The organism is Phreatobacter sp. AB_2022a (assembly GCF_026847585.1).
Taxonomy (GTDB): Bacteria; Pseudomonadota; Alphaproteobacteria; order Rhizobiales; family Phreatobacteraceae; genus Phreatobacter.
On sequence record NZ_JAPSET010000010.1, the window covers coordinates 1 to 21738 of the forward strand.

The following is a 21738-nucleotide window of genomic DNA, read 5'->3' on the forward strand; positions in this document are numbered from 1 at the left end:
GGCGGCCAGCGTTCGGTGCTCGGCACCACGGCAAAACCGGCAGGCTGCGGCCTTGCCGCCCGCGCCGGCCTCGAAGCCGCCCTGCTCGCCCGGTCGGGGATCGACGCGCCGGCCGATGCGATCGAGGAGCCACGCGGCTTCGCCGCGCTCGCCAATGGCGGCCATTGCGATCCCGCCGGCCTCGACGGCCTCGGCAGCCGCTTCGCGCTGATCGCTCCGGGCTTCGCCTTCAAGGCCTATCCGGCCTGCTCCGCCGCGCAGGCCGCGGTCGAGGCGACGCTCATGCTGCGCGCCGCCCATGGCCTCCGGCCGGATGCCGTCGCGGCGGTCCGCTGCGAGGTCACGCCCTTGGTCGCCGCCTCGCTCACCTTCGACCGGCCGGAGACGCCGACCGAAGCCCAGTTCAGCCTGCCCTATGCGGTCGCCCGCGCGCTCGTCGACGGCCGCTTCGACATGGCCTCGCTGGCGCCGGACGCGCTTGCCGATGCGGCCGTACGGCGCCTGATGCCCGCCATCGGCATGGTCGCGAGCGACGCGCTCGCGCGGTGCCCGGCCGACCTCGTCCACCATCCCGAGGCCGCGGTCGTCACCATCGACACCCATGACGGCCGCCGCCTGACGCAGGCCGTGCCGGCGGCGACCGGCATGCCCGCCAACCCGATGCCCGACAAGATGCTCGACGCGAAGTTCCGCGCCAATGCCACGCCGGCCATCGGCCGGGCGGCGGCCGAAGCCCTGCTCGGGCGGCTGCGCGGCATCGACGGCCTCGCGCAGGCCGCCGGCCTGCTGACCGAGGGCGTGGCGGCATGATCGAGACCTGGCTCGCCGAGGCCGGACGGGCGCTGCAGCAGCGCTACGGCATCAATCTGTCGATCCTCTACGACGGCTATGACACGGGCCGCTTCGTCACCGGGCTCGTCACGACGGTCGAGCTCTCGCTGATCGCGATCGCCCTGTCGATGGCCATCGGACTTGCCGGCGCCTTTCTCGTCGGCTCGCGCCACGCCCCGCTGCGCGGCGCGGTGCGCGCCTATGTCCAGTTCTTCCGCAACACGCCGCCGCTGGTTCAGCTCTACTTCTTCTATTTCGCCGTCGGCAGCGTCCTGCCGTCCATATCGGACGGCCATGGCGGCCAGATGCCGCCGATTTCGAGCTTCGCCTGGGCGGTGATTTCGCTGTCGCTGTTCGCCGGCGCCTTCAATGTCGAGATCTTCCGCGCCGGCATCGAGGCCGTGCCGGAGACGACCGTCGAGGCGGCCGAGTCGCTCGGCTACGACCGGCTGCAGATCTATCGCCATGTGACGCTGCCGCTGGCGCTCAGGGTCTCGCTGCCGGCGCTCAGCAACAACCTCGTCAATCTCGTCAAGACCACCAGCCTCGCCTACGCCATTGGCGTGCCCGAACTGCTCTATGCGACCAGCCAGATCTTCTCCGAGGCGCTCAATGTGCGCGAGATGATGAACGTGCTGCTCGTCTCCTACTTCCTGCTGGTCGGGGTGCTCGTCTGGCTGATGGGCCGCTGGGAACGGGCGCTGCGCATTCCAGGCTATCACCCATGAAGCAAGCACCGCCCCCGACGCGCCTCGGCGAGCTCGGCCAGCCCTCGGCCTGGATGAGCGGCCGGCTGCTCCTGCTTCTCGCGCTCGCAAGCCTCGCCTTCGCGGCCTCCGCGCTCGCCCAGGCCGGGCCGCTGCGGCCGGGCGTGGTCGAGGTCATGCTGAAATGGGCACCGCTGATCCTGTCGGGTTTTGCCTTCAACCTGGTGGTGAGCATCGTCTCGATGGCCCTCGGCACGGCCGCCGGCGCGCTGCTCGGGTTGGCCCAGATCGCCCGCTCGCGCCTGATCCGCGGCCCGAGCTGGCTCGTCGTCCAGTTCTTCCGCAACGCGCCGTGGCTGGTGCTCCTGTTCTACGCGATCCTGCTCCTGCCCTATCAGGTCACGGTCTTCGGCCTCACCGTCCCGCTGCCGGCCTCGGTCAAGGCGATCATCGGCCTGGCCCTGCCGGTCATGGGCAATGTCGCCGAGATCGTGCGCGGCGGCGTGCGCTCGATCCCCTATGGCCAGTGGGAATCGGCCGAGTCGCTCGCCTTCAGCCGCTGGCAGACGCTCACCATGATCATCCTGCCGCAGGCGCTGAAACGCATGATTCCGCCCTGGATGAACCTCTATGCGGTGCTGACCATGGCGACGACGCTGATCTCCGTCGTCGGGGTCGAGGATGCGCTCGCCCGCACCCGCGCCGCGCTGATCGCCGAGGGACGCAGCGAGCTGCTCATGCCGATGTACGGCCTGCTGCTCATCCTGTTCTTCGCCTATTGCTATCCGATCGCGCGCTGGACGCGGGCGCTCGAACGGCGCTTCGCGGTCAAGACCTGAGGGGAAACGATGGCTGGAAACGCGGCCGGCGACAGCGGCGGGCGGGACATCGATCGGGCGGCCGGCGCGCCGATCGTCGTCATCGACAAGGTCACCAAGAGCTTCGGCGCCCTTCCCGTCCTGCGCGGCGTCAGCCTGGCGGTCCGACGCGGCGAAAGCGTCTGCATCATCGGCCCGTCCGGCTCGGGCAAGTCCACGCTGCTGCGCTGCATCAACGGCCTCGCCGGCATGTCCTCCGGCTCGATCCGCGTCGACGGCATCGAGGTCAACGATCCCGGGCTCGACAAGCGCCTGCTGCGCCGCAAGGTCGGCATCGTCTTCCAGCAGTACAATCTGTTTCCGCACAAGACGGTGCTCGAGAACATCGTGATGGCGCCGGTCCATGTCCTCGGCGAGGAGCGCCGCGCCGTCGAGGAGCGGGCCCGGTCCCTGCTCGCCCAGGTCCGCCTGACGGGCAAGGAAACAGCCTATCCCGGCGAGCTTTCCGGCGGCCAGCAGCAGCGCGTCGCCATTGCCCGCTCGCTCGCCATGAACCCGCTCGTCATGCTGTTCGACGAAGTCACCGCCGCGCTCGACCCGGAAACCAAGAAGGAGGTGCTCGCCACCATCCGCGCGCTCGCCGCCGACGGCATGACCTGCATCCTGGTGACCCATGAAATGGCCTTCGCCCGCGAGATGGCCGACCAGGTCTATTTCACCGATGGCGGCCTGATCGTCGAGCACGGCCCCCCGGCCGACCTGTTCGGCGCACCGCGCAACGAACGCACGCGCGCCTTCCTGAATCAGGTGCTCTAGCCGCGGCGCGCCGGCGCGGCCAGGACGGCGGTCGACCAACACGGCAGTGGAAAAACGCTGAAGCGGCGCTATTGTCGGGTGCGCCCGCCGGTGCTCCGCGCCGGCCATCCCGATCTGAGGGAGCGCCGCGACCGCCCGCAACCGGTCGAAACCGCTCGTCGGCACATTTTGCGCCCCGGCCGAGCCACCAGGGGCGCCGACCGTCACCTTAATGTCATCCTTTGCGCCGACAGCACGATGTCGGACGCGTTCCAGCCGGACAGGATCAGGGCAGACATGGACTATTTCAGGCGATTCACCTTCCTCTTCGCGACGCCCAATTTCGACGGCGACGATCTCGAGGGACAGCGCTTCAACCAGATCGTCGACGAGATCGAGCGGTCCGGCTTCGAGGTGGTCAAGGCGCGCAAGCTCGAGGACGCCGAAATCGCCGTGCAGACCGATGCCGCCATCGGCTGCATGGTGGTCGACTGGGGCAAGAAGGGACTGGAAGGCAAGACCGCCGCGCTGATCAACCTGATGCGCCGGCGCGGCCTCGATTTCCCGATCATCCTCCTGATCCGCCGCAAGCGGTTCGAGGACCTGCCGGTCGAGGTGCTCGACTTCATCGACGGCTACGTCTTCCTGTCGGAGGAAACGCCGGCCTTCATCGCCAAGAACCTGATCAGCCGGCTCAAGCAATATGCCGAGACGCTGAAGACGCCGTTCTTCGGCGCCCTCGTCGACTATGCCGAGGAGGGCAACCAGCTCTGGACCTGTCCGGGCCACAATGGCGGCGTGTTCTATTCGCGCAGTCCGATCGGCCGCGTGTTCATGGAGCATCTGGGCGAGGCGGTGTTCCGCGACGACCTCGACAATTCCGTGCTCGATCTCGGCGACCTCCTCACCCACGAGGGACCGGCGCTGGAGGCGCAGAAGGAAGCCGCCCGCATCTTCGGCGCGGAGAAGACCTATTTCGTGCTCAACGGCACCTCCACCTCCAACAAGGTGGCGCTGGCCGCGCTCGTCACCGACGGCGATCTCGTGCTGTTCGACCGCAACAACCACAAGGCCGCCCATCACGGCGCCCTGATGATCGGCGGCGGCATTCCGGTCTACCTGCCGACCGTGCGCAACGCCTGGGGCCTGATCGGCCCGATGGCCTGGGACGCCTTCGACGAGGAGGCGCTGCGCGAGCGCATCCGCCATCATCCGCTGGTCAAGGATCCCGAGGCCTGGAAGAAGCCGCGGCCGTTCCGCGTCGCCGTCGTCGAGCAGTGCACCTATGACGGCACGATCCACAGCGCCGAGATGATCCTGCAGCGCATCGGCCACCTCTGCGACTACATCCTGTTCGACGAGGCCTGGGCCGGCTTCATGAAGTTCCACCCGCTCTATGCGGGTCGCTTCGCCATGGGGCTCGCCGAGCTCGGGCCCGACGCCCCCGGCATCATCGCGACGCAGTCGACCCACAAGCAGCTCGCAAGCTTCTCGCAGGCCTCGCAGATCCACATCAAGGACCGGCATATCCGAGGCCAGAAGCGGCGCGTCGAGCATCGCCGCTTCAATGAAAGTTTCATGCAATACGCCTCGACCTCGCCGTTCTACCCGCTGTTCGCCTCGCTCGACGTCGGCGCGCAGATGATGAAGGGCCGTTCGGGCGAAGTGCTGTGGGACGATACGATCCGGCTCGGCATCGAGCTGCGCAAGAAGATCCGTGCCGTGCGCCGCGAATTCGAGGAGAAGGAAGCCCGGCCGGAACGGCGCTGGTTCTTCGAGGCCTTCGTCCCCGACCGCGTCGCCATTCCCGACGTCTCGCGCGACGGCGCGGTGCATGAGGTGACCTGGGAGAGCGTCGGCACCGATCAGCTCGCCTCCAACCCGGCCTATTGGCAGCTCGCCCCCGACGCCGCCTGGCACGGCTTTGCCGGCATGGAGCCGGGTTTCGCCATGACCGATCCGAACAAGCTGACGCTGCTCACCCCGGGCTTCGACCGCGCGACCGGCGCCTATGCCGAGCACGGCATTCCCGCTCCGGTCGTCGCGCAATATCTGCGCGAGAACCGCATCGTTCCGGAAAAGAACGACCTCAACTCGCTGCTCTTCCTGCTTACCCCGGGCGTCGAGGCCAGCAAGGCCGGCACGCTGGTCTCCGGCCTGGTCGCCTTCAAGAAGCTGCACGATGACAATGCCCTGCTCGAGGAAGCGATCCCGGAATTCTACCGCCGGCGGCCGACCCGCTATGCCGGTGTGCGCCTGCGCGACCTCTGCGCCGACATGCACGGCTTCTTCCGTGAGGCCAATGTCAGCGCCCTGCAGACCCGCCAGTTCCTCGCCGAGCACCTGCCCGAGATCGCCATGTCGCCGCACGATGCGGCGCGCGCCCTGGTGCGCAACGATGTCGACTATCTGCCGATCGACGCGATCGCCGGCCGCATCGCCACCACCCCTTTCGTCGTCTATCCGCCGGGCATTGCGACCATCGTGCCGGGCGAGCGGCTGACCCGGCGGGCCGAGCCGATGATCGACTATCTCCGGATGTTCGAGGCAAGCTTCAACCGCTTCCCCGGCTTCGAGGTGGAAATCCAGGGCGTCTATCGGGAATTTGATGCATCCGGCCGCGTCAGGCTGCATACCTATGTGGTTGCCGAACAGGCCGATTGAACGACAAGGAGATCACGGGAATCGATGCAGCCAGGATCCGTGCAGCCCGAGCCGACGCCACGCGGCGATGACGTGGTGATCCGGCCGTCGCGCGACAGCGACGTCGACGCCATGCTGGCCATCTATCGCCGGCATATCCGCCACGGCGTCGAGGACAGACTCGAGCCCGGCGACATGCCGGAGCCCGACGATCTCAAGGACCGGCGGAAGAACCTGAAGAGCCGCCGGTTCCCGCATCTCGTGGCGATCAGGAACGGCGAGGTGGTGGGTTATTGCTACGCGGTGCTGTTCCGCAAGCGGCCCGCCTACCGCTACACCGTCAAGCATTCCATCTACGTGCATCACGACCATCTCGGCCGCGGCATCGGCCGGCTGCTGATGCAGGGCCTGATCGATGCCTGTGCGGCGGCGGGCTTCCGCCAGCTGATCGGCTATATCGATGCCGACAATGCCGCTTCGCTGAAACTGCACGAGAGTTTCGGCTTCGCTCGCATCGGCCTGCTGCCGGCGGTCGCCTTCCGGCACGGCCGCTGGAGCGACACGGTGATGGTCCAGCGCTCGCTCGGCCTTGGCGCCACCGCTCCGCCGCCGCCGTCGCGCTGACCGCGGGACGGCCTGCCTCATGACGGAAGGCATAGGCGGGCCGCGCCCGCCGCGGTCGCCCGCGGCTGCGGGCTTGTGCTAGGGGTCGGAACAATGCCCTAGTGCAATATCCCCGAGTGCCGCGGAAAGAAGCCGTCGATGTCCCCGACCATCACCTGCATCGAAGATCTGCGCAAGCTGGCCCAGCGGCGCGTGCCGCGCATGTTCTACGACTATGCCGATTCCGGCGCCTGGACCGAGAGCACCTACCGGGCGAACGAGGCCGATTTCGGCAAGATCAAGCTGCGCCAGCGCGTCGCCGTCGACATGAGCAACCGCACGCTCGAAAGCACCATGGTCGGGCAGAAGGTGTCGATGCCGGTGGCGATCGCCCCCACCGGCCTCACCGGCATGCAGCATGCCGACGGCGAGATCCTTGCCGCGCGCGCCGCCGCCAAGGCGGGCATTCCCTTCACGCTCTCGACGATGAGCATCTGCTCGATCGAGGACGTTGCCGAGAACACCACGGCGCCGTTCTGGTTCCAGCTCTACGTGATGCGCGACCGCGACTTCATCAACGCGCTGATCGATCGCGCCAAGGCGGCCGGCTGTTCGGCCCTGGTGCTGACCCTCGACCTGCAGATCCTCGGCCAGCGCCACAAGGACATCAAGAACGGCCTTTCGACCCCGCCAAAGCCGACCATCGCCAATCTCATCAACCTGGCGACCAAGCCGCGCTGGTGCCTCAACATGCTCGGCACCAAGAGGCGCACCTTCCGGAACATCGCCGGCCACGCCAAGGGCGTCGACGACCTGAGCTCGCTGTCGGCCTGGACCAGCCAGCAGTTCGACCAGACGCTGAACTGGGACGACGTCAAGTGGATCAAGGACCGCTGGGGCGGCAAGCTGATCCTGAAGGGCATTCTCGATCCCGAAGATGCCGAGCTCGCGGCCCGCAGCGGTGCCGATGCCCTGATCGTCTCCAACCATGGCGGCCGCCAGCTCGACGGCGCGCTCTCCTCGATCGCCGCCCTGCCGGCCATCGTCGAGACCGTCGGCGACCGCATCGAGGTGCTGATGGACGGCGGCATCCGCTCCGGACAGGACGTGATCAAGGCCCTGGCGCTCGGCGCCAGGGGGGTGTTCATCGGCCGCGCCTTCCTCTATGGCCTCGGCGCCATGGGCGAGCAGGGCGTCACCGCCTGCCTGGACATCATCCGCAAGGAGCTCGACACCACCATGGCGCTGTGCGGCCTGCGCGACGTCAAGACCGTCGACCGCAACATCCTGGTGACGCCGGGCAAGAGCACCAATATGGCGTTCTGAGGCGCATGCGCGCTTGGTCATGTCGGGACCGGCATCGCGGTCGGTCGTGGTTCGAGGGTCGCTTCGCTCCCATCTCGCCATGAGGAACGGAAAGCCTGGCATCAGGCGCGGTCGCGACATGCCGCGCTCAGCGCTCCATGAGCAACCCGCTGCCATACTCCACCTCCCTCATGGCCAGGTGCCCGCGCCCTGGCGCGGGCCTCGAACCACGGTCGCTCCCAATGCAGCGCTTCCCGGTGCGGGAGCGCGGCTTGGGGGAGCACGACGCCACGGGTCCCCTTCACCCAAAGAGGACGATTTTATCGTTCGGCCGGTCGATTGCCTCGAAACGCATAAATTTGCTTTTTCGCGACGGCTTGTCGCGACAATAAGTTTCCAATTCTCCCATTCTTTTAAAAGAACAATCCGGTTGACATAACGACCGGAAGGCCTATTTTGGCCTCATCCGCCGGCGCCCCGCGTCGGCAGATCGCGGGATTTGATGGAGCAGCTTGCACCGCGTCACCAAGGGCTAAAGCGCCACGAAGCGCATTCGTGGGCTCCCGTGATGGAGAGTGTGCGATGAGCTTTGCGAGACTGCCCGATGCCTGGCCTTCGGGTGCTTCCTCCCAGACTGATCCCTGCCACCGGATGTCGTCGGTGATGGGTTCGTGTCGATGCTGTCAAGGCATCTGACCTGTTCGAACCCTCCCTATCCCCCCTCATCGAGAGGCGCCGGCGACGTCCGGTGGCAGATTTTTCATGTCCGACACCATCATCATCGAAATCGACGACGAGCCGATCGGCCTCGGCCAGCGCACCCGCGGCGGCGTGAGGTTCTTTGCCTCGGCGCGAGCGGTACGCTCGCTCGACCATCAGGTCTTCCGTTCGATCCACGGCATCGAGCGGGCCGCCCGCGCGCTGATGACCCAGGAGCGCAGAGCGGCCTGACCGTCTTGCCGCCATGGCGCGGCGTCGCTGCAGCGGCGGCGCGTCCCATCCGTTTTTGACGCCGACAGTTGAGATCATGACCCGCATTGCCCCCGTTCCACAGACGGCTGCCAAAGCCGGCAAGAGCCGGTGAAGGAGACCGCCATGAACGCCGTCACCGCCTTCAAGGATCCGGTCGCGCTCGCCGCCGCCGATCCCGCCATTCGTTTCGCCGCGGTCTCCAAGGTCTATTCGGCCCGCAACGGCGACCCGGCCGTCGCCGCGCTCGACAAGGTGAACCTTTCCGTCGCCAAGGGCTCGATCGCAGGCATTATCGGCCGTTCCGGCGCCGGCAAGTCGACCCTGCTCAGGGTCATCAACGGGCTGGAGCGACCCTCCGCCGGACAGGTCTTCGTCGACGACGTCGATGTCGGCGCGCTCGACGGCGCGGGCCTGCGGGCCTTGCGCCGCCGCATCGGCATGATCTTCCAGCACTTCAACCTTCTGTCCTCGCGCACCGTCTTCGACAATATCGCGCTGCCGCTGGAGCTCGCCGGAACGCCGAAGGCGACCATCCGGACGCGGGTCGACAATCTGATCGAGCTCGTCGGCCTTGCCGACAAGCGCGGCCGCTATCCCGCCGAGCTGTCGGGCGGCCAGAAGCAGCGCGTCGGCATTGCCCGGGCGCTCGCCACCGAGCCGAAAGTGCTGCTGTCGGACGAGGCGACCTCGGCGCTCGACCCGGAGACCACCCGCTCGATCCTCGCCCTGCTGAAGCGGGTCAACGAGATCACCGGCGTGACCATCGTGCTGATCACCCACGAAATGCAGGTGATCAAGGAGATCTGCGACCAGGTGGCGGTGATCGAGGCCGGCCGGATCATCGAGGAAGGACCGGTCTACCGGGTCTTCGCCGAGCCAGCGACGGCGACCACCCGCACCTTCGTCTCCTCGGTGACCGGCGGCGAGCTGCCGCGCGAGATCGCGGCGCGGCTCCGCCCCGAGGCGGGCGAGGCACGTCACGCCGTGCTGCGCATCGTCTTCACCGGCGAGAATGCCACCGCGCCGATCCTGTCGCGCCTGTCGCGCTCGCTCGACATCGACATCAACGTCCTCTCCGGCCAGGTCGACGAGATCGGCCGCCGGCCGTTCGGCAACATCACCGTCACCATCCCCGCCGCCGCCGAGACGGTCGGCGCGGTGACCGGCCTCATCGCAGCCCATGGCCTCAAGGCGGAGGTGCTCGGCTATGTCGCCTGAACTCGTCAAGCTGATCCTCGCGGCCACGGCCGAGACCCTCTACATGGTCGCCGCGGCCGGCCTCATCGGCACGCTCATCGGCCTGCCGCTCGGCATCTTCCTCGCCACCAGCGGCAAGGGCGAGCTCTACCAGGCGGTGCCGGTCAACCGCGTCCTCGGCATCGTGGTCAATGCCACGCGCTCGACGCCCTTCATCATCCTGGTCGTCGCGATCATTCCGTTCACCCGCCTCATCGCCGGCACCTCGATCGGCACGAGCGCGGCGATCGTGCCGCTCACGGTGGCGGCCGCCCCGTTCATCGCCCGGATCATCGAGGCGGCGATCCGCGAGGTCGACCAGGGCCTGATCGAGGCCTCCAAGGCGATGGGGGCTTCCTCCCTGCAGATCGTCCTCAAGGTGCTCCTGCCCGAGGCGCTGCCGGCCATCGTGCTCGGCCTCACCCTCACCGCCGTCAGCCTGATCGGCTACTCCGCCATGGTCGGCGCGGTCGGCGGCGGCGGGCTCGGCGATCTCGGCATCCGCTTCGGCTACCAGCGCTTCATGCCCGAGGTCATGGCCGCGGTGGTCGTCGTGCTGATCGTGCTGGTCCAGGCGGTCCAGACGATCGGCGAGGCCATCGCCCGCAAGGTCAACAAACGCATCCGCCGCGGCTGAGCGGCGTCCCCCCAAAGCGATTTCGAACCCGGAGACCTCCCATGTCCATCACCAAGCTTGACCGGCGCATCGTGCTCGGTGCCGGCGTGCTCGCCACCGCGAGCCTTGCCGCCCCCGGCCTCGTCCGTGCGCAGCAGCGCACCACCATCCGCATCGGCGGCACCGGCGGCCCGCATTCGCAGATCCTGGAAGCGGTGAAGCCGGTCGCCGCGACCCGTGGCATCGACCTCAAGATCACCGAGTTTTCCGACTACATCATACCGAACGCGGCTCTGGCGGCCGGCGAGCTCGATGCCAATTCCTACCAGCACAAGCCGTTCCTGGATCAGCAGAATGCCGACCGCAAATACAATCTCGTCAGTGTCGGCCTGACCGTGAATTTCCCGCTCGGCGTCTATTCGAAGCGCCACAAGACCTGGGACGAGGTGCCTGCCGGCTCGCAGATCGCGATCCCCAACGACCCGACCAATGGCGGCCGCAGCCTGCTGCTGCTGCAGGACAAGGGTGTGATCAAGCTGAAGGACGGCGTCGGCTACAGCCCGACCGTCATCGACATCGTCGACAATCCGCGTCGGCTGCGCTTCCTGGAGATCGAGGCGGCCCAGACGCCGCGGTCGCTCGACGACGTCGCCGCCGCCGCGGTCAACACCAACTTCGCCATCCCTGCCGGCCTCAACCCGACGCGCGACGCACTGCTGCGCGAGGATCCGAAGGGACCCTATGTCAACCTGATCGCGGTGCGCGCCGTCGACAAGGACAAGCCCTGGGTCAGGCCGCTTGTCGAGAGCTACCAGTCGGCCGAGGTCAAGGCCTTCATCGAGAAGACCTTCCAGGGCTCGGTCATCGCCTCCTGGTAAGGCCATGCGGACGCGGCCGGCGCGGTTCCGTCGAGGCGCGCCGGCCGGGCCCAAAGGCGAAATGCGCCCGCGTGATCGCACGCGCCGCGGAGTTCCGCGCCGATGTCGGCCTGCAGGGCGCATCGGCAAAACGCCGGCCTACCGGACGTGCCGGAACACCAGGTCGCCCGGGTCCTGCCGCGGCGCGTCCGGGTCGAGCACGGCGCCGAGCCGCTCGGCGACCGCGCAGGATCGTGCATTGGCCGGGTCGACATAGCTGACGAGGGTTGCGAGCCCGAGCGTGCCGAAGGCCCAGTCCTTCAGCGCCCGGGCAGCCTCCGTCATATAACCATGGCCTTCATGGCCGTCATAGAGCAGCCAACCGAGCTCCTTCTCCGGAAACAGCGGCCCGGCATTGATGCCGACCTGACCGATGCAGGTGTCGGTGGCCTTCAGGTCGACCATCAGCGCGCCGTGCCCGAACAGCGGCCAGAGCGCGACGTCATGGCAGAAGATGCCCCAGGTCGCGCGCCGGTCGAACGGCCCGCCCATTCCGCGCGAGCGGGGCGAGCCCATCAGCGCCGCATAGGCTTCGAAATCACCGATGACCGGAGCGCGCAGCCTCAGCCGCTCCGTCGTCAGGGTCGGAATGTCGCCGTTCATGGCATCCCCCGGATGTCCGCCGCCCGCGATCCGCGCCCGTCCCGCCGGCAGATCAGGCCGGATCCGGCACGACGCCGGCGGCGAGCGGCGGTGCGTCCGAGGACTCGGCCGGCGCGACGACGCGAAGCGCCCCCGCCTGTACCGCGAGCCGCAGGGGCGTCGCAAGCCGCCTGACCTCCCCGTCGTTGAGCACGATCAGGGAGCGCCTGCGCGCGTCGATCTGCAGTTCCCCGGCTTCGTGATAGCCGACATGGGGATGGGTGCGGGCGCGGCCGGCGAGGATCGCCGCGGCCATGCGGAACAGTGAGAAATAGCCCCGCTCGCGCGCCGCATAGACGGCCAGTGTGCCGCCATCCAGCCGCTCGCGCAGCGGCACGCGCGACACCGTCTCGGCGAGCGGATTGACCGACACGATCACCCCGCGCGTCTCCTCGACCCAGGCCTCGGCGCCATGATGGATCTTGAGCGTGGCCGGCCGCAGCGTCACCGCCTTGAGGCCGGTGACGAAGAACGATCCGAAGGTCGCCCACAGCCGCCCGCGCGCCTCCTCGCGGTAGCGCTGCAGCTTGGCCAGCGGCCCGACCACGGCGGTGCAGAGGAAGGCCCGGCCGTTGACCGTGCCGACATCGATGCGCCGGATCGTGCCGGCCGCGAGCTGGTCGACGGCTGCGACCGGGTCGAGCGACAGGCCGAGATCGCGGGCGAGCTGGTTGACGGTGCCGCCCGGCACGATGGCGAGCACGGTGCGACTGCCGAGAAAGGCCTCGGCGGCGCTCAGAATGGTGCCGTCGCCGCCGACCACGATCAGCAGGTCCGGCTCCTCCAGCCGGCAGGCGGTGAGCGCTTCGCCAAGCCGTCCGCGCCGCGCCAGGAACACGCGCGGATAGATGCCGTGCCGGGCCAGCGCCTCGGCCGCCGCGTCGACGGCTTCCGCCGTGCGGCGGCGCAGCCCCGAGCTCGCATTGGCGAGGACCGCCGCCTTCAGCCCCGGTCCGAGCCCGAAAATGCGGCTTTTGCCCTGATCCATCGTCTGCTGCACGTCCCGTCCCTATGGCCAAAGCCGGCGCCTCCACCAAGGGGCGGAGTTCAGCCTCAACGCCAGAACGGGCGATCACGGCTTCCGGTTCCGGTCATTCCGCAGGCAGTCCGGCCGGCTCCTCGCGGTCGCGCGGGAACAGCAGGGCGCCAATGGCGATCAGCACGCAGAGCGCGGCGAGCACCTGCAGGGTCAGCGCGAAACCGCCGATGCGGTGCAGCCAGGCGACCAGCCAGACGGCGCAGGCGCCAACCCCGAAGGTGATCGTGTAGCGCGCGGCGAAGGCCCGCGCGCGCCATTCGTCGCTGGTATATTTGCCGGTCATGGCATCGTTCAGCGTCACCTGGCTGTACATGATCGTGACGACGCCTGTGGCGGCGATCAGCATCGCCCAGTCATGGGCGACCGAGGCGATGAGCAGGAGCGGCGTCATGGCGAAGCCGATCGGCAGGAACAGCGTGCGCAGCGGATAGCGGTCGATCAGGTTGCCGACCGTATATTGCGAGATGGCGCCGCAGACATAGACGATGAAGCCGATCGCTCCGACCACCGCCGGCGCCGAGCCGAACAGGGTGATCCGTTCCTGGATCAGCTTCGGCAGCGCCACGGTCACGGCGTTGAAGGTGATGCCGAGCGAAAAGGCGACGCACATCAGGATGACGAAGACCCGCATCATCTCGTCGCGGCCGATCCGCGCCTGCCCGCCGGCCTTCGAGCCGAGCCGCTTCTCGTCGCGCACCTGGGACAGGAAGCCGATGCCGGCCGCGATGCTGACGGCGCCCGGAATGAAGAAGGCCGCGCGCCAGCCGAACCATTGCGTCAGCGCACCGGTGATGAGCGCGGAGAAGGCGACGCCGAGGTTGCCCCAGACGCCGTTGATGCCGATGTCCCGGCCGAGCTTTTCGGCATGCGAGACCAGCATGGCGGTGCCGACCGGATGATAGATCGCGCCGAAGGCGCCGATCGCAGTCAGGCCGATGGCGAGCTCGGTGGCGTTGCGCGCAAGGCCGGTCGCGGCCACGGCCAGGCCCCCGCCGATGAAGAAGATGGCCAGCATGTTGCGCCGGCTCCATCGGTCGCCGAGCCAGCCGGCCGGCAGCGACAATGCGCCGAAGGCGATGAAGCCGCCGAGCGACAGCGGCAGGAGATCGCCGAACGGCACGCCGAACTCGACCGCCATGGTCAGCACCGCCGTGGCGAAGATCAGCATCATCAGGTGATCGAGCGCATGCGCGACATTGATATAGGCGATGACGGTCTGCGGGCGGTTCATCGGCTGCGTCCATTGGCAGGGTCGGGCTCGCCAGCCTAGGATGGCTTATGAAGGATGTAACGCCAACTCCTGTCGATAAGACGCCAGACACGGCTTTCGAGGCCGGCATCGGCGTCCTGGCCCGCCGCTATGGCCAGGGCACGCATCTCGCCCTGCACCGGCACGAGACGGCGCAGCTCATTTTCGCCGCCAGCGGCACCATGCAGGTGACCACGCCGACCGGCCGCTGGCTGGTGCCCCCGGAGCGGGCGGTCTGGGTGCCGGCGCGCGTCGCCCACGCGATCGACATGCTGGGCGACGTCGAGATGCGCTCGACCTATGTCGCGACCGATGCCGCCGCGGCGGGCTGGGTGGCGGCCGCGCCGGCCGAGGACCGGGTGATCGCGACGTCGCCCTTGCTGCGCGCGCTGATCCTCGCCCAGTTCGAGGCGCCGCTCGCGCCGGGCCGGCGCCAGGCGATCACCTCGCTCCTGCTCGACGAGGTCGCGCGTGCCGAGCCGGCCCCGACCTTCATGCCGATGCCGCGGAGCCAGGCCATGATCCGGCTGGCCGAATGCGTGATCGCCGATCCCGCCGGCAAGGCCGATCTTGCCGCGCTCGCCGCCCGCGCCGGCACCTCGGTCCGGTCGGCCTCGCGGCTGTTTCCGGCGGAGACCGCGCTGACCTTCAAGGCCTGGCGCCAGCGCGCCCGGATCATGGCGGCGATCGGCCTCATCGGCCGCGGCGCCAGCGCCAAGGAGACCGCGCGCGAACTCGGATTTTCCTCGGCGGCCGCCTTCGGCGCGGCCTTCCGGAGCGTGACCGGCAAGAGCCCGGGAGGTTTCTTCAGCGGCTGATCGCTCAGCCGGCGCGCCTGAGCCCGCCCTCAGCGTCCGTGCTGGTCAGCGCCGCCAGGAACCGGCGCACGTCCTCGGCGAGCTGTGAGGACTGGTCGCCCAGCGCGCTGGAGGTGGCGAACACCTCCGCTGCGGCCTCCTTGGTCTGGTCGATGCCGGCATTCACCTGGCCGACATTGGTCGACAGGGTCTGGGTGGTGCGCGCGGCCATCTGGGCACTCGCCGCGATCTCGCGCGTCGCCGCGTCCTGCTCCTCGATCGCGCCGGCGATCGAGCTCGTCACCTGGTGGATCTCCGTCATGGTGCGCGCGACATCGCGGATGGTGCTGACGGCGCTTGCCGTCGAGGCCTGGATGCCGGCGATCTGCTGGGCGATCTCGTCGGTCGCCTTGGACGTCTGGGCGGCCAGCTGCTTGACCTCGCTCGCGACCACGGCGAAGCCGCGGCCGGCCTCGCCGGCCCGCGCCGCCTCGATCGTGGCGTTGAGCGCGAGCAGGTTGGTCTGCGAGGCGATCGCCTGGATGAGGCCGACCACGTCGCCGATCTTCTGGGCCGCGTCCGAAAGCCGCGCGACGTCGGCGGAGGAGGCTTCCGTCATGCCGGTCGCGGTGCTGACCACGGCGGTGGCATTGCCGACCTGGCGCGAGATCTCCTGGATCGAACGCGTCAGCTCCTCGGCCGCGGAGGCCACCGTCTGCACGTTCAGCGAGGTCTCTTCCGAGGCGGTCGCGGCGGACGCCGCCTCGCCCGCCGTCTCGACGGCTATGGTGCTCAGCGACTGCGAGGTCGCCTGCATGCGCCTGGCGCTGTCGTCGACGATGCGCAGCACGCCTTCGGTCGCCGCGCGGAACTGCGTCACCGCCTCCTCCATCTCGCGGTTGCGCTGCGCGCGCTCTTCCAACAGCACCTGCTGGTAGGTCGACAAGGCAAAGTCGAGATCGAACAGGACGGCCTTGTTGAGGGCCTCGATCAGCCGCCCGGCCCGGGCGGGCGCGAAGCGGTGCTTCCGCAGGATCAGCCGGCTGAGCTCGGACAGCATGAACTGGTAGCCGCCGATATACCAGCGCGGCTCCAGCCCGATCCGGTGGTGCGCCCGGCCGATGCGCTCGACGCTCGCGGCATAGTCGTCGTCGAACCTGCCGCTGAACAGGCGCGTCCAGTGCTTCACCTGCGCGCCTTCCAGCACGCCCTGGCGCTCGCCGATCAGCGCGGCCATGCGCGGCTCGGCCATGACATGCGCATAGAAGCGCTTCATCAGCCCTTCGAGCTCGGGCGCGATCTGCGTCCACAGCGCGCCGAGATCGGCAATGGCGGCGGCGTCGATCCTGGCGAAGGCCAACCGGGCGGCGAGATCCCTGTTGTCGGTCATGAAGAAAGTCCAATGCAGCAAACGGCGATGGCCGATAACTGCATCCGAATGCTTAACGGATCATTTATACGCTATAATAACTTGAAATTACTTCAAAGACGGCAAAAATTCAAGGCATTCGCTCGAAATCACGATATGCCGCCGCCAATATCGATCGGAAAAAGATGTATTCGCAGCACCTTGGCGACAGTCACCGCGAGCGGCCGTCGTTCCTTTGCTCGCTCCCGCTGGGCCGGGCCGCGCCCACTACTGCGGCGGCCGCTGCGGCGGACCGGCCTCAACGCAACCGTGGCGTGCGGCCGAGCACGCGCAGCAGATCCGCCTGAACCGACCGGATGTGGCTCTGCAGGAAGGCGCAGGCCGGACCGACCGCGCCAGCCCGGCAGAGCGCGATCAGTTCGCCGTGCTCCTTCTCGGCGATGCCCATGGCCTCCGTCCGGCTCAGCTGCAGCCTTGTATAGCGATCGCTGGTCTGCAGCAGCGCGGCGACGATCGCCTGGGTGCGCGGCTGCTGGGCCCGGGCATAGAGCGCCATGTGGAACTCGGCATTGAGCACGCCCCAATGGGCGACGTCATGCTCGGCGATGGCGCCGACGAACTGGCCCTGGATCGTGTCGAGCCGGGCGAAATCCTCCTCCGACAGGCGCGGCGCCGATCGCTCGAGCATGCGCGGCTCCAGGATGCAGCGCAGCTCGAACACATCGTTGATCTCGTCGAGCGACAGTTCCGAAACGATCGCGCCCTTGTGCGGCACGATCTTCACCAGCCCTTCCGCCTCGAGCTGGAACAGCGCCTCGCGCACCGGGATGCGGCTGACGCCGTAGGTCTCGGCCAGCGCGTCCTGGCGCAGCTGCGCGCCGGCGAGATGACTGCCGTCGAGAATGGCCTGGCGCAGCTGGTCGGCAATCGCCGCGGCAAGGGTCTTGTGCTTGAGAGGTGCGTTCATCGGACACCACCTTACATGATCCCGGCCGCCGTGCAGCTCGCGGAAAAGGCGAGAAAACAAGGGCTTGATGACCGACAGCCAGCCGGCTCGCGAGGCCGCCGGCCTCATCTGGAAAAATGCGGCGGCGGCCATTGACTCGTAGATTGTATAAAATCTACGATCCAGGAATTCCAGAGAAAATGCATCAGGGTCTCACGCAAGAATGATCGACCAAGCGATCACTGCCCCGGCCTCCAGCCTGCCCTGCCGCCTGATCATGGCGGCCTCGGCTCGCCTGCTCGCCGCCGAACGCCTCGCCATCATGGGACTCATGTTCCTTTTGACCGGGCTGATCCTGGTCAATGTCGCGACACGCTATACCGGCATGCCGATCTACTGGATCGACGAGTCCGCGGTTTATTCGGTCGTCTGGCTCACCTTCATCGGCGCCTCCGCCATGACGCGGCTGCGGCTCGATTTCGCGGTGACCATGCTGACCGAGCGCCTGTCGCCCGGCGCCATGAAGGCGGCGAAGGTGATCGCGACCGGCGCGGTCGTCGTCTTCGGCATCGCGCTCGCCGTCATGTGCTGGCTCTGGATGGACCCGGTCGGCATCGCCCGCGCCGGCTTCGATGCGCGCGACTTCGCGGCCGAGAGCTTCAACTTCCTCTACACGGAGCGGACCCAGACGCTGAACTGGCCGACCTGGGTGCTCTATCTGATCCTGCCGATCTTCGCAGCGTCGATGACGGTGCACGGCGCCGCCAATCTCCTCGAGGACCTCGAATGGGTGCCGAAGACCGAGCTTGCCGGCTTCAACCTCGCCGCCGTCGACGGGGTGAACTGACATGGTCACCAGTGCCGCCTTCCTCGTCATCATGCTCGTCGGCGTGCCGATCGGCCTGTGCCTGTGCATCGCCGGCATGGTCTACATCACCGCCTCGGGCAATCCGCTGCTGTTCCAGAGCTTTCCGCTGCAGCTCTTCGGCGGCGTCGACAGCTACGGCCTCATCGCCATTCCGCTGTTCATCCTGATCGGCGAGATCATGAACGGCGGCGGCATCACCCGGCGGATCGTCGACATGGCCATGGCCTTCGTCGGCCAGCTCCGCGGCGGGCTCGCCTATGTCAACGTGCTCGCCAACATGTTCGTCTCCTCCATCCTCGGCTCGGCGACCGCCCAGGTCGCGATCATGGCGCAGATCATGGTCCCGGAAATGGAGAAGAAGGGCTACGACAAGACCTTCGCGGCCGGCCTCACCGCCTACGGCGGCATGCTCGGGCCGATCATCCCGCCGTCCGTGATGTTCGTCGTCTACAGCGTGCTGGCCCAGGTCTCGGTCAGCGACATGCTGATCGCCGGCATCGTGCCCGGCGTCATCCTCACCGTGATGTTCTGCGTCGTCATCGCGCTGATGGGCTATGTCTACAACTATCCGCGCGCCGAGCCGATGACCCTGCGCGAGCGCTTCCGCATCATCCTCGGCGCCTGCCCGACCCTGCTCATCCCCATCGTCATCGTCGGCTCGATCCTCGGCGGCCTCGCCAATGCGACCGAGTCGGCGGCGGTCGGCACCATCGCGGCGGCCCTCGTCGGCCGCTACTGGACCAAGGAGTTCAGTTTCGCCCGGCTGCCGGAAATGATGCTGCGCGCCGGCATCTATTCCGCCGTCGTGCTGTTCCTGGTCGCCGCGGCGGCCGTATTCTCCTGGGTGCTGATCTTCGGCAAGGTGCCGCAGGAGGCCGCCGCCTGGATCCAGTCGGTCGCCCGCGATCCGGTCAGCTTCATGCTGCTGGTCAACGTCATCCTGCTCGTCATCGGCACCGTCATCGACGGCATACCCGGCCTGATCATGACCGTGCCGATCCTTCTGCCGATCGCGACCGAGGTCTATGCCATCGATCCCCGCCAGTTCGGCGTCGTGGTGGTGGTCAATCTGGTGCTCGGCCTGCTGTCGCCTCCGGTCGGTCTCTGCTTCTTCGTCGCCGCCGCCGTGACCGGCGCCAAGCCCGGCAAGATGTTCCTCGTCACCATGCCGTTCTTTGCGATCGCCTGCGTGCTGCTGGTGCTGCTCTCGCTCTATCCGTTCCTGTCGCTCGCCCTTTTGAAGTGAAGTCCCGCATTCCAAGACCCAAAGCCTGAACCACAAGAAACCAGGACCTCCGGAAGAGAACCATGACCCTGACCCGCCGCCATCTCGTCGCGGCCGCCGCCGGCAGCCTCCTGCCGCTCGGCGCGCCCAGCCTCGCCCTCGCCCAGGCCCGCGAATTCCGCCTCGGCATCCTCACGCCCAACGGCCATCCCTGGAACCGGGCGGCCCTGAAGGTCGGCGAGATCCTGAAGGCGGAAACCAACGGCCGCCTGTCGCTGACCGTGTTCCATTCCGGTCAGCTCGGCAACGAGGCGGCCATGCTGCAGCAGATGCAGTCGGGCGCCCTCGACATGGGCTGGATCATGGCCGCCGAGCTCGGCTCGCGCGTGCCGGCGATCGCCGCCATCACCGCGCCCTATGTCGTCGATTCGACGCCGAAGATCGCCAAGCTGGTGCGCCATCCCGTGGCGATGAAGCTGTTCGAGGTGCTGCCGCGCGAGACCGGCACGGTCGGCCTCGCCTGGGGCATTACCGGCATGCGCGCCATCTTCTCGGCACGCGACATCTCGACCCTCGCCGACATCCGCGGCATGAAGCTGCGCATCAACGCCACCCCGGTCTACCGCGACTTCTACCAGGCGCTCGGCGCCGCGCCGACGCCGATCCCGACGCCGGCCGTGTTCGACGCCATGACCAACGGCCAGGTCGACGGCCTGGAGGCCGATCTCGAATTTTCCTGGAACCAGCGTTTCGACAAGGTGTCGAAGGTCATCCTGCAGATGAACGCCGTGTTCATGCCGATGATCGCGCTCGTCTCGGGCCGCGTCTGGCAGACCGTGCCGGCGGCCGACCGCGAACTGATCACCAAGGCGGTCAGGAGCGCGCTCGACACCCAGATCGACGAGCTCGCCGCCAACGAGCCGAAGCTCGTCGAGCAGTTCCGCGCCGCGCCGATCACCATCCGCACCGCCAATGTCGCGGACGCCCAGGCGGTGATCCAGGAGTTCGACAAGATCTGGCTGCCCAAGGCCCCCGTCCTCGCCGAGCTGCGCCGGGCCGGCGCGAGCCTCTGATCCGCGACGGCGCCGCGGCGGCGACTGTCGCGGCGCCTCCTTTTTTCCACCCTGCGGCAGGACGGGACGACGAAGCCCGCCCTGCTCCCAACGGAGACACTCCATGCATCAGCGCATTTCCTGGGAAGGCGTCTTCCCGGCCGTCACCACCCAGTTCCGCGAGGATTTCTCGCTCGATATCGACGCCACCGCCCGCGTCATGGACGCGCTGATCCGCGACGGCGTCTCCGGCCTCATCGTCTGCGGCACGGTCGGCGAGAACTGCTCGCTGACGACCGCCGAAAAGATCCAGATCATGGAGGCGGGCAAGTCGGTCGCCGCCGGCCGGGTGCCGGTCATCTGCGGCATCGCCGAGTTCACCACCGCCTTTGCGGTCGAGACCGCGCGCGAAGCCGCGCGCATCGGCGTCGACGGCGTCATGGTCATGCCGGCCCTCGTCTATTCGGCCAAGCCTCACGAGACCGCCGCGCATTTCCGCGCCGTCTCCAAGGCGACCGACCTGCCGGTCATGGTCTACAACAACCCGCCCATCTACAAGAACGACGTCACCCCGGACATCCTGGCGACGCTGACCGACTGCGAGACCATCGTCTGCTTCAAGGAAAGCTCGGGCGACACGCGCCGCTTCATCGACCTGCGCAACAAGGTGGGCGATCGCTACGTGCTGTTCGCCGGCCTCGACGACGTGGTGGTCGAGAGCGTCGCCATGGGCGCGCAAGGCTGGGTGTCGGGCATGTCCAACGCCTTTCCGCGCGAGGGCGAGACGCTGTTCCGCCTGGCCAGGCAGGGCCGCTTCGCCGAGGCGATGCCGCTCTACGAATGGTTCATGCCGCTGCTGCACCTCGATGCCCGGCCCGACCTCGTCCAGTGCATCAAGCTGTGCGAGCACGTCATGGGCCGCGGCACCCACATCACCCGGCCGCCGCGTCTCGCGCTCCAGCCGCACGAAAAGGCCGAGGTCGAGGCGATGATGGCCGCGGCGCTCAAGACGCGCCCGGCACTGCCCGATGTCGGACTGAAGACCGCCGCCTGATGTCCCGATTGACGTTCCACGTCAATCGCGCGCCGCCGCCCGTTTGCCTCACGT

General features: G+C 68.0%; 21 protein-coding genes. 16 read left to right on the forward strand and 5 right to left on the reverse strand.

Annotated features, from left to right (window positions below):
- From OZ671_RS09295 to OZ671_RS09345, 11 genes are all read left to right on the forward strand, one after another.
- A partial coding sequence (locus tag OZ671_RS09295) for an MmgE/PrpD family protein (protein WP_442957064.1) occupies window positions 1-810 on the forward strand: 810 nt, incomplete at its 5' end.
- A complete protein-coding gene (locus OZ671_RS09300) occupies window positions 807-1559 on the forward strand; it encodes an amino acid ABC transporter permease (protein ID WP_268860498.1) in 753 nt (250 codons plus the stop codon). The genes OZ671_RS09295 and OZ671_RS09300, both read left to right, overlap by 4 nt.
- Window positions 1556-2377 carry an amino acid ABC transporter permease gene (locus OZ671_RS09305; RefSeq protein ID WP_268860499.1) on the forward strand — a complete coding sequence of 274 codons (822 nt, stop codon included), beginning with the start codon at window positions 1556-1558 and terminating at the stop codon, window positions 2375-2377. Before OZ671_RS09300 ends, OZ671_RS09305 begins: the two co-directional genes overlap by 4 nt.
- Before the next feature lie 9 nt (window positions 2378-2386).
- Window positions 2387-3172 carry an amino acid ABC transporter ATP-binding protein gene (locus OZ671_RS09310; protein ID WP_328286350.1) on the forward strand — a complete coding sequence of 262 codons (786 nt, stop codon included), beginning with the start codon at window positions 2387-2389 and terminating at the stop codon, window positions 3170-3172.
- A 276-nt stretch (window positions 3173-3448) separates the two neighbouring features.
- Window positions 3449-5815, forward strand: coding sequence for an Orn/Lys/Arg decarboxylase N-terminal domain-containing protein (locus tag OZ671_RS09315; protein WP_268860500.1), 2367 nt, complete (start codon window positions 3449-3451; stop codon window positions 5813-5815).
- Between the two features lie 24 nt (window positions 5816-5839).
- A complete protein-coding gene (locus OZ671_RS09320) occupies window positions 5840-6418 on the forward strand; it encodes a GNAT family N-acetyltransferase (protein WP_268860501.1) in 579 nt (192 codons plus the stop codon).
- 138 nt (window positions 6419-6556) lie between these two features.
- Entirely contained in the window at window positions 6557-7723 is a 1167-nt protein-coding gene (locus OZ671_RS09325; RefSeq protein ID WP_268860502.1) for an alpha-hydroxy acid oxidase, read from the forward strand.
- Between the two features lie 741 nt (window positions 7724-8464).
- Entirely contained in the window at window positions 8465-8653 is a 189-nt protein-coding gene (locus OZ671_RS09330) for a hypothetical protein (RefSeq protein WP_268860503.1), read from the forward strand.
- A gap of 144 nt (window positions 8654-8797) precedes the next feature.
- Window positions 8798-9892, forward strand: a complete 1095-nt coding sequence (locus tag OZ671_RS09335; protein WP_268860504.1) for a methionine ABC transporter ATP-binding protein — start codon at window positions 8798-8800, stop codon at window positions 9890-9892.
- Window positions 9882-10547: a methionine ABC transporter permease gene (locus OZ671_RS09340; protein WP_268860505.1), complete on the forward strand. Its 666-nt coding sequence runs from the start codon at window positions 9882-9884 to the stop codon at window positions 10545-10547. Before OZ671_RS09335 ends, OZ671_RS09340 begins: the two co-directional genes overlap by 11 nt.
- 41 nt (window positions 10548-10588) lie before the next feature.
- Window positions 10589-11404 (forward strand): MetQ/NlpA family ABC transporter substrate-binding protein, encoded by an 816-nt coding sequence (locus OZ671_RS09345; RefSeq protein ID WP_268860506.1) that lies wholly within the window; start codon window positions 10589-10591, stop codon window positions 11402-11404.
- Between the two features lie 138 nt (window positions 11405-11542).
- On the opposite strand, the gene OZ671_RS09350 is transcribed toward OZ671_RS09345, so the two are convergent.
- The 3 genes from OZ671_RS09350 to OZ671_RS09360 all read right to left on the reverse strand — a co-directional run bounded on the left by OZ671_RS09350 (window position 11543) and on the right by OZ671_RS09360 (window position 14355).
- Window positions 11543-12046: a GNAT family N-acetyltransferase gene (locus OZ671_RS09350; protein ID WP_268860507.1), complete on the reverse strand. Its 504-nt coding sequence runs from the start codon at window positions 12044-12046 to the stop codon at window positions 11543-11545.
- Window positions 12047-12098: 52 nt separating this feature from the next.
- A complete protein-coding gene (locus OZ671_RS09355; RefSeq protein ID WP_268860508.1) occupies window positions 12099-13073 on the reverse strand; it encodes a diacylglycerol/lipid kinase family protein in 975 nt (324 codons plus the stop codon).
- Between the two features lie 103 nt (window positions 13074-13176).
- Window positions 13177-14355 (reverse strand): MFS transporter, encoded by a 1179-nt coding sequence (locus tag OZ671_RS09360; protein WP_268860509.1) that lies wholly within the window; start codon window positions 14353-14355, stop codon window positions 13177-13179.
- A 47-nt stretch (window positions 14356-14402) separates the two neighbouring features.
- Here OZ671_RS09360 and OZ671_RS09365 point away from each other — a divergent pair, with 47 nt between their 5' ends.
- Entirely contained in the window at window positions 14403-15191 is a 789-nt protein-coding gene (locus OZ671_RS09365) for a helix-turn-helix domain-containing protein (protein ID WP_268860510.1), read from the forward strand.
- Between the two features lie 4 nt (window positions 15192-15195).
- On the opposite strand, the gene OZ671_RS09370 is transcribed toward OZ671_RS09365, so the two are convergent.
- Entirely contained in the window at window positions 15196-16560 is a 1365-nt protein-coding gene (locus tag OZ671_RS09370; protein WP_268860511.1) for a globin-coupled sensor protein, read from the reverse strand.
- Window positions 16561-16837: 277 nt separating this feature from the next.
- On the reverse strand, window positions 16838-17506 hold the full coding sequence (locus OZ671_RS09375; protein ID WP_268860512.1) for a GntR family transcriptional regulator: 669 nt from the start codon (window positions 17504-17506) through the stop codon (window positions 16838-16840).
- Window positions 17507-17708: 202 nt separating this feature from the next.
- Here OZ671_RS09375 and OZ671_RS09380 point away from each other — a divergent pair, with 202 nt between their 5' ends.
- The 4 genes from OZ671_RS09380 (at window position 17709) to OZ671_RS09395 (ending at window position 21684) form a co-directional block, all read left to right on the forward strand.
- Window positions 17709-18332 carry a TRAP transporter small permease gene (locus OZ671_RS09380; protein ID WP_268860513.1) on the forward strand — a complete coding sequence of 208 codons (624 nt, stop codon included), beginning with the start codon at window positions 17709-17711 and terminating at the stop codon, window positions 18330-18332.
- Window position 18333: 1 nt separating this feature from the next.
- Entirely contained in the window at window positions 18334-19599 is a 1266-nt protein-coding gene (locus OZ671_RS09385) for a TRAP transporter large permease (protein ID WP_268860514.1), read from the forward strand.
- A 62-nt stretch (window positions 19600-19661) separates the two neighbouring features.
- Complete coding sequence (locus OZ671_RS09390) at window positions 19662-20651, forward strand: TRAP transporter substrate-binding protein (protein WP_268860515.1); 990 nt, start codon at window positions 19662-19664, stop codon at window positions 20649-20651.
- A gap of 103 nt (window positions 20652-20754) precedes the next feature.
- On the forward strand, window positions 20755-21684 hold the full coding sequence (locus OZ671_RS09395) for a dihydrodipicolinate synthase family protein (RefSeq protein WP_268860516.1): 930 nt from the start codon (window positions 20755-20757) through the stop codon (window positions 21682-21684).
- Window positions 21685-21738 lie beyond the last annotated feature (54 nt).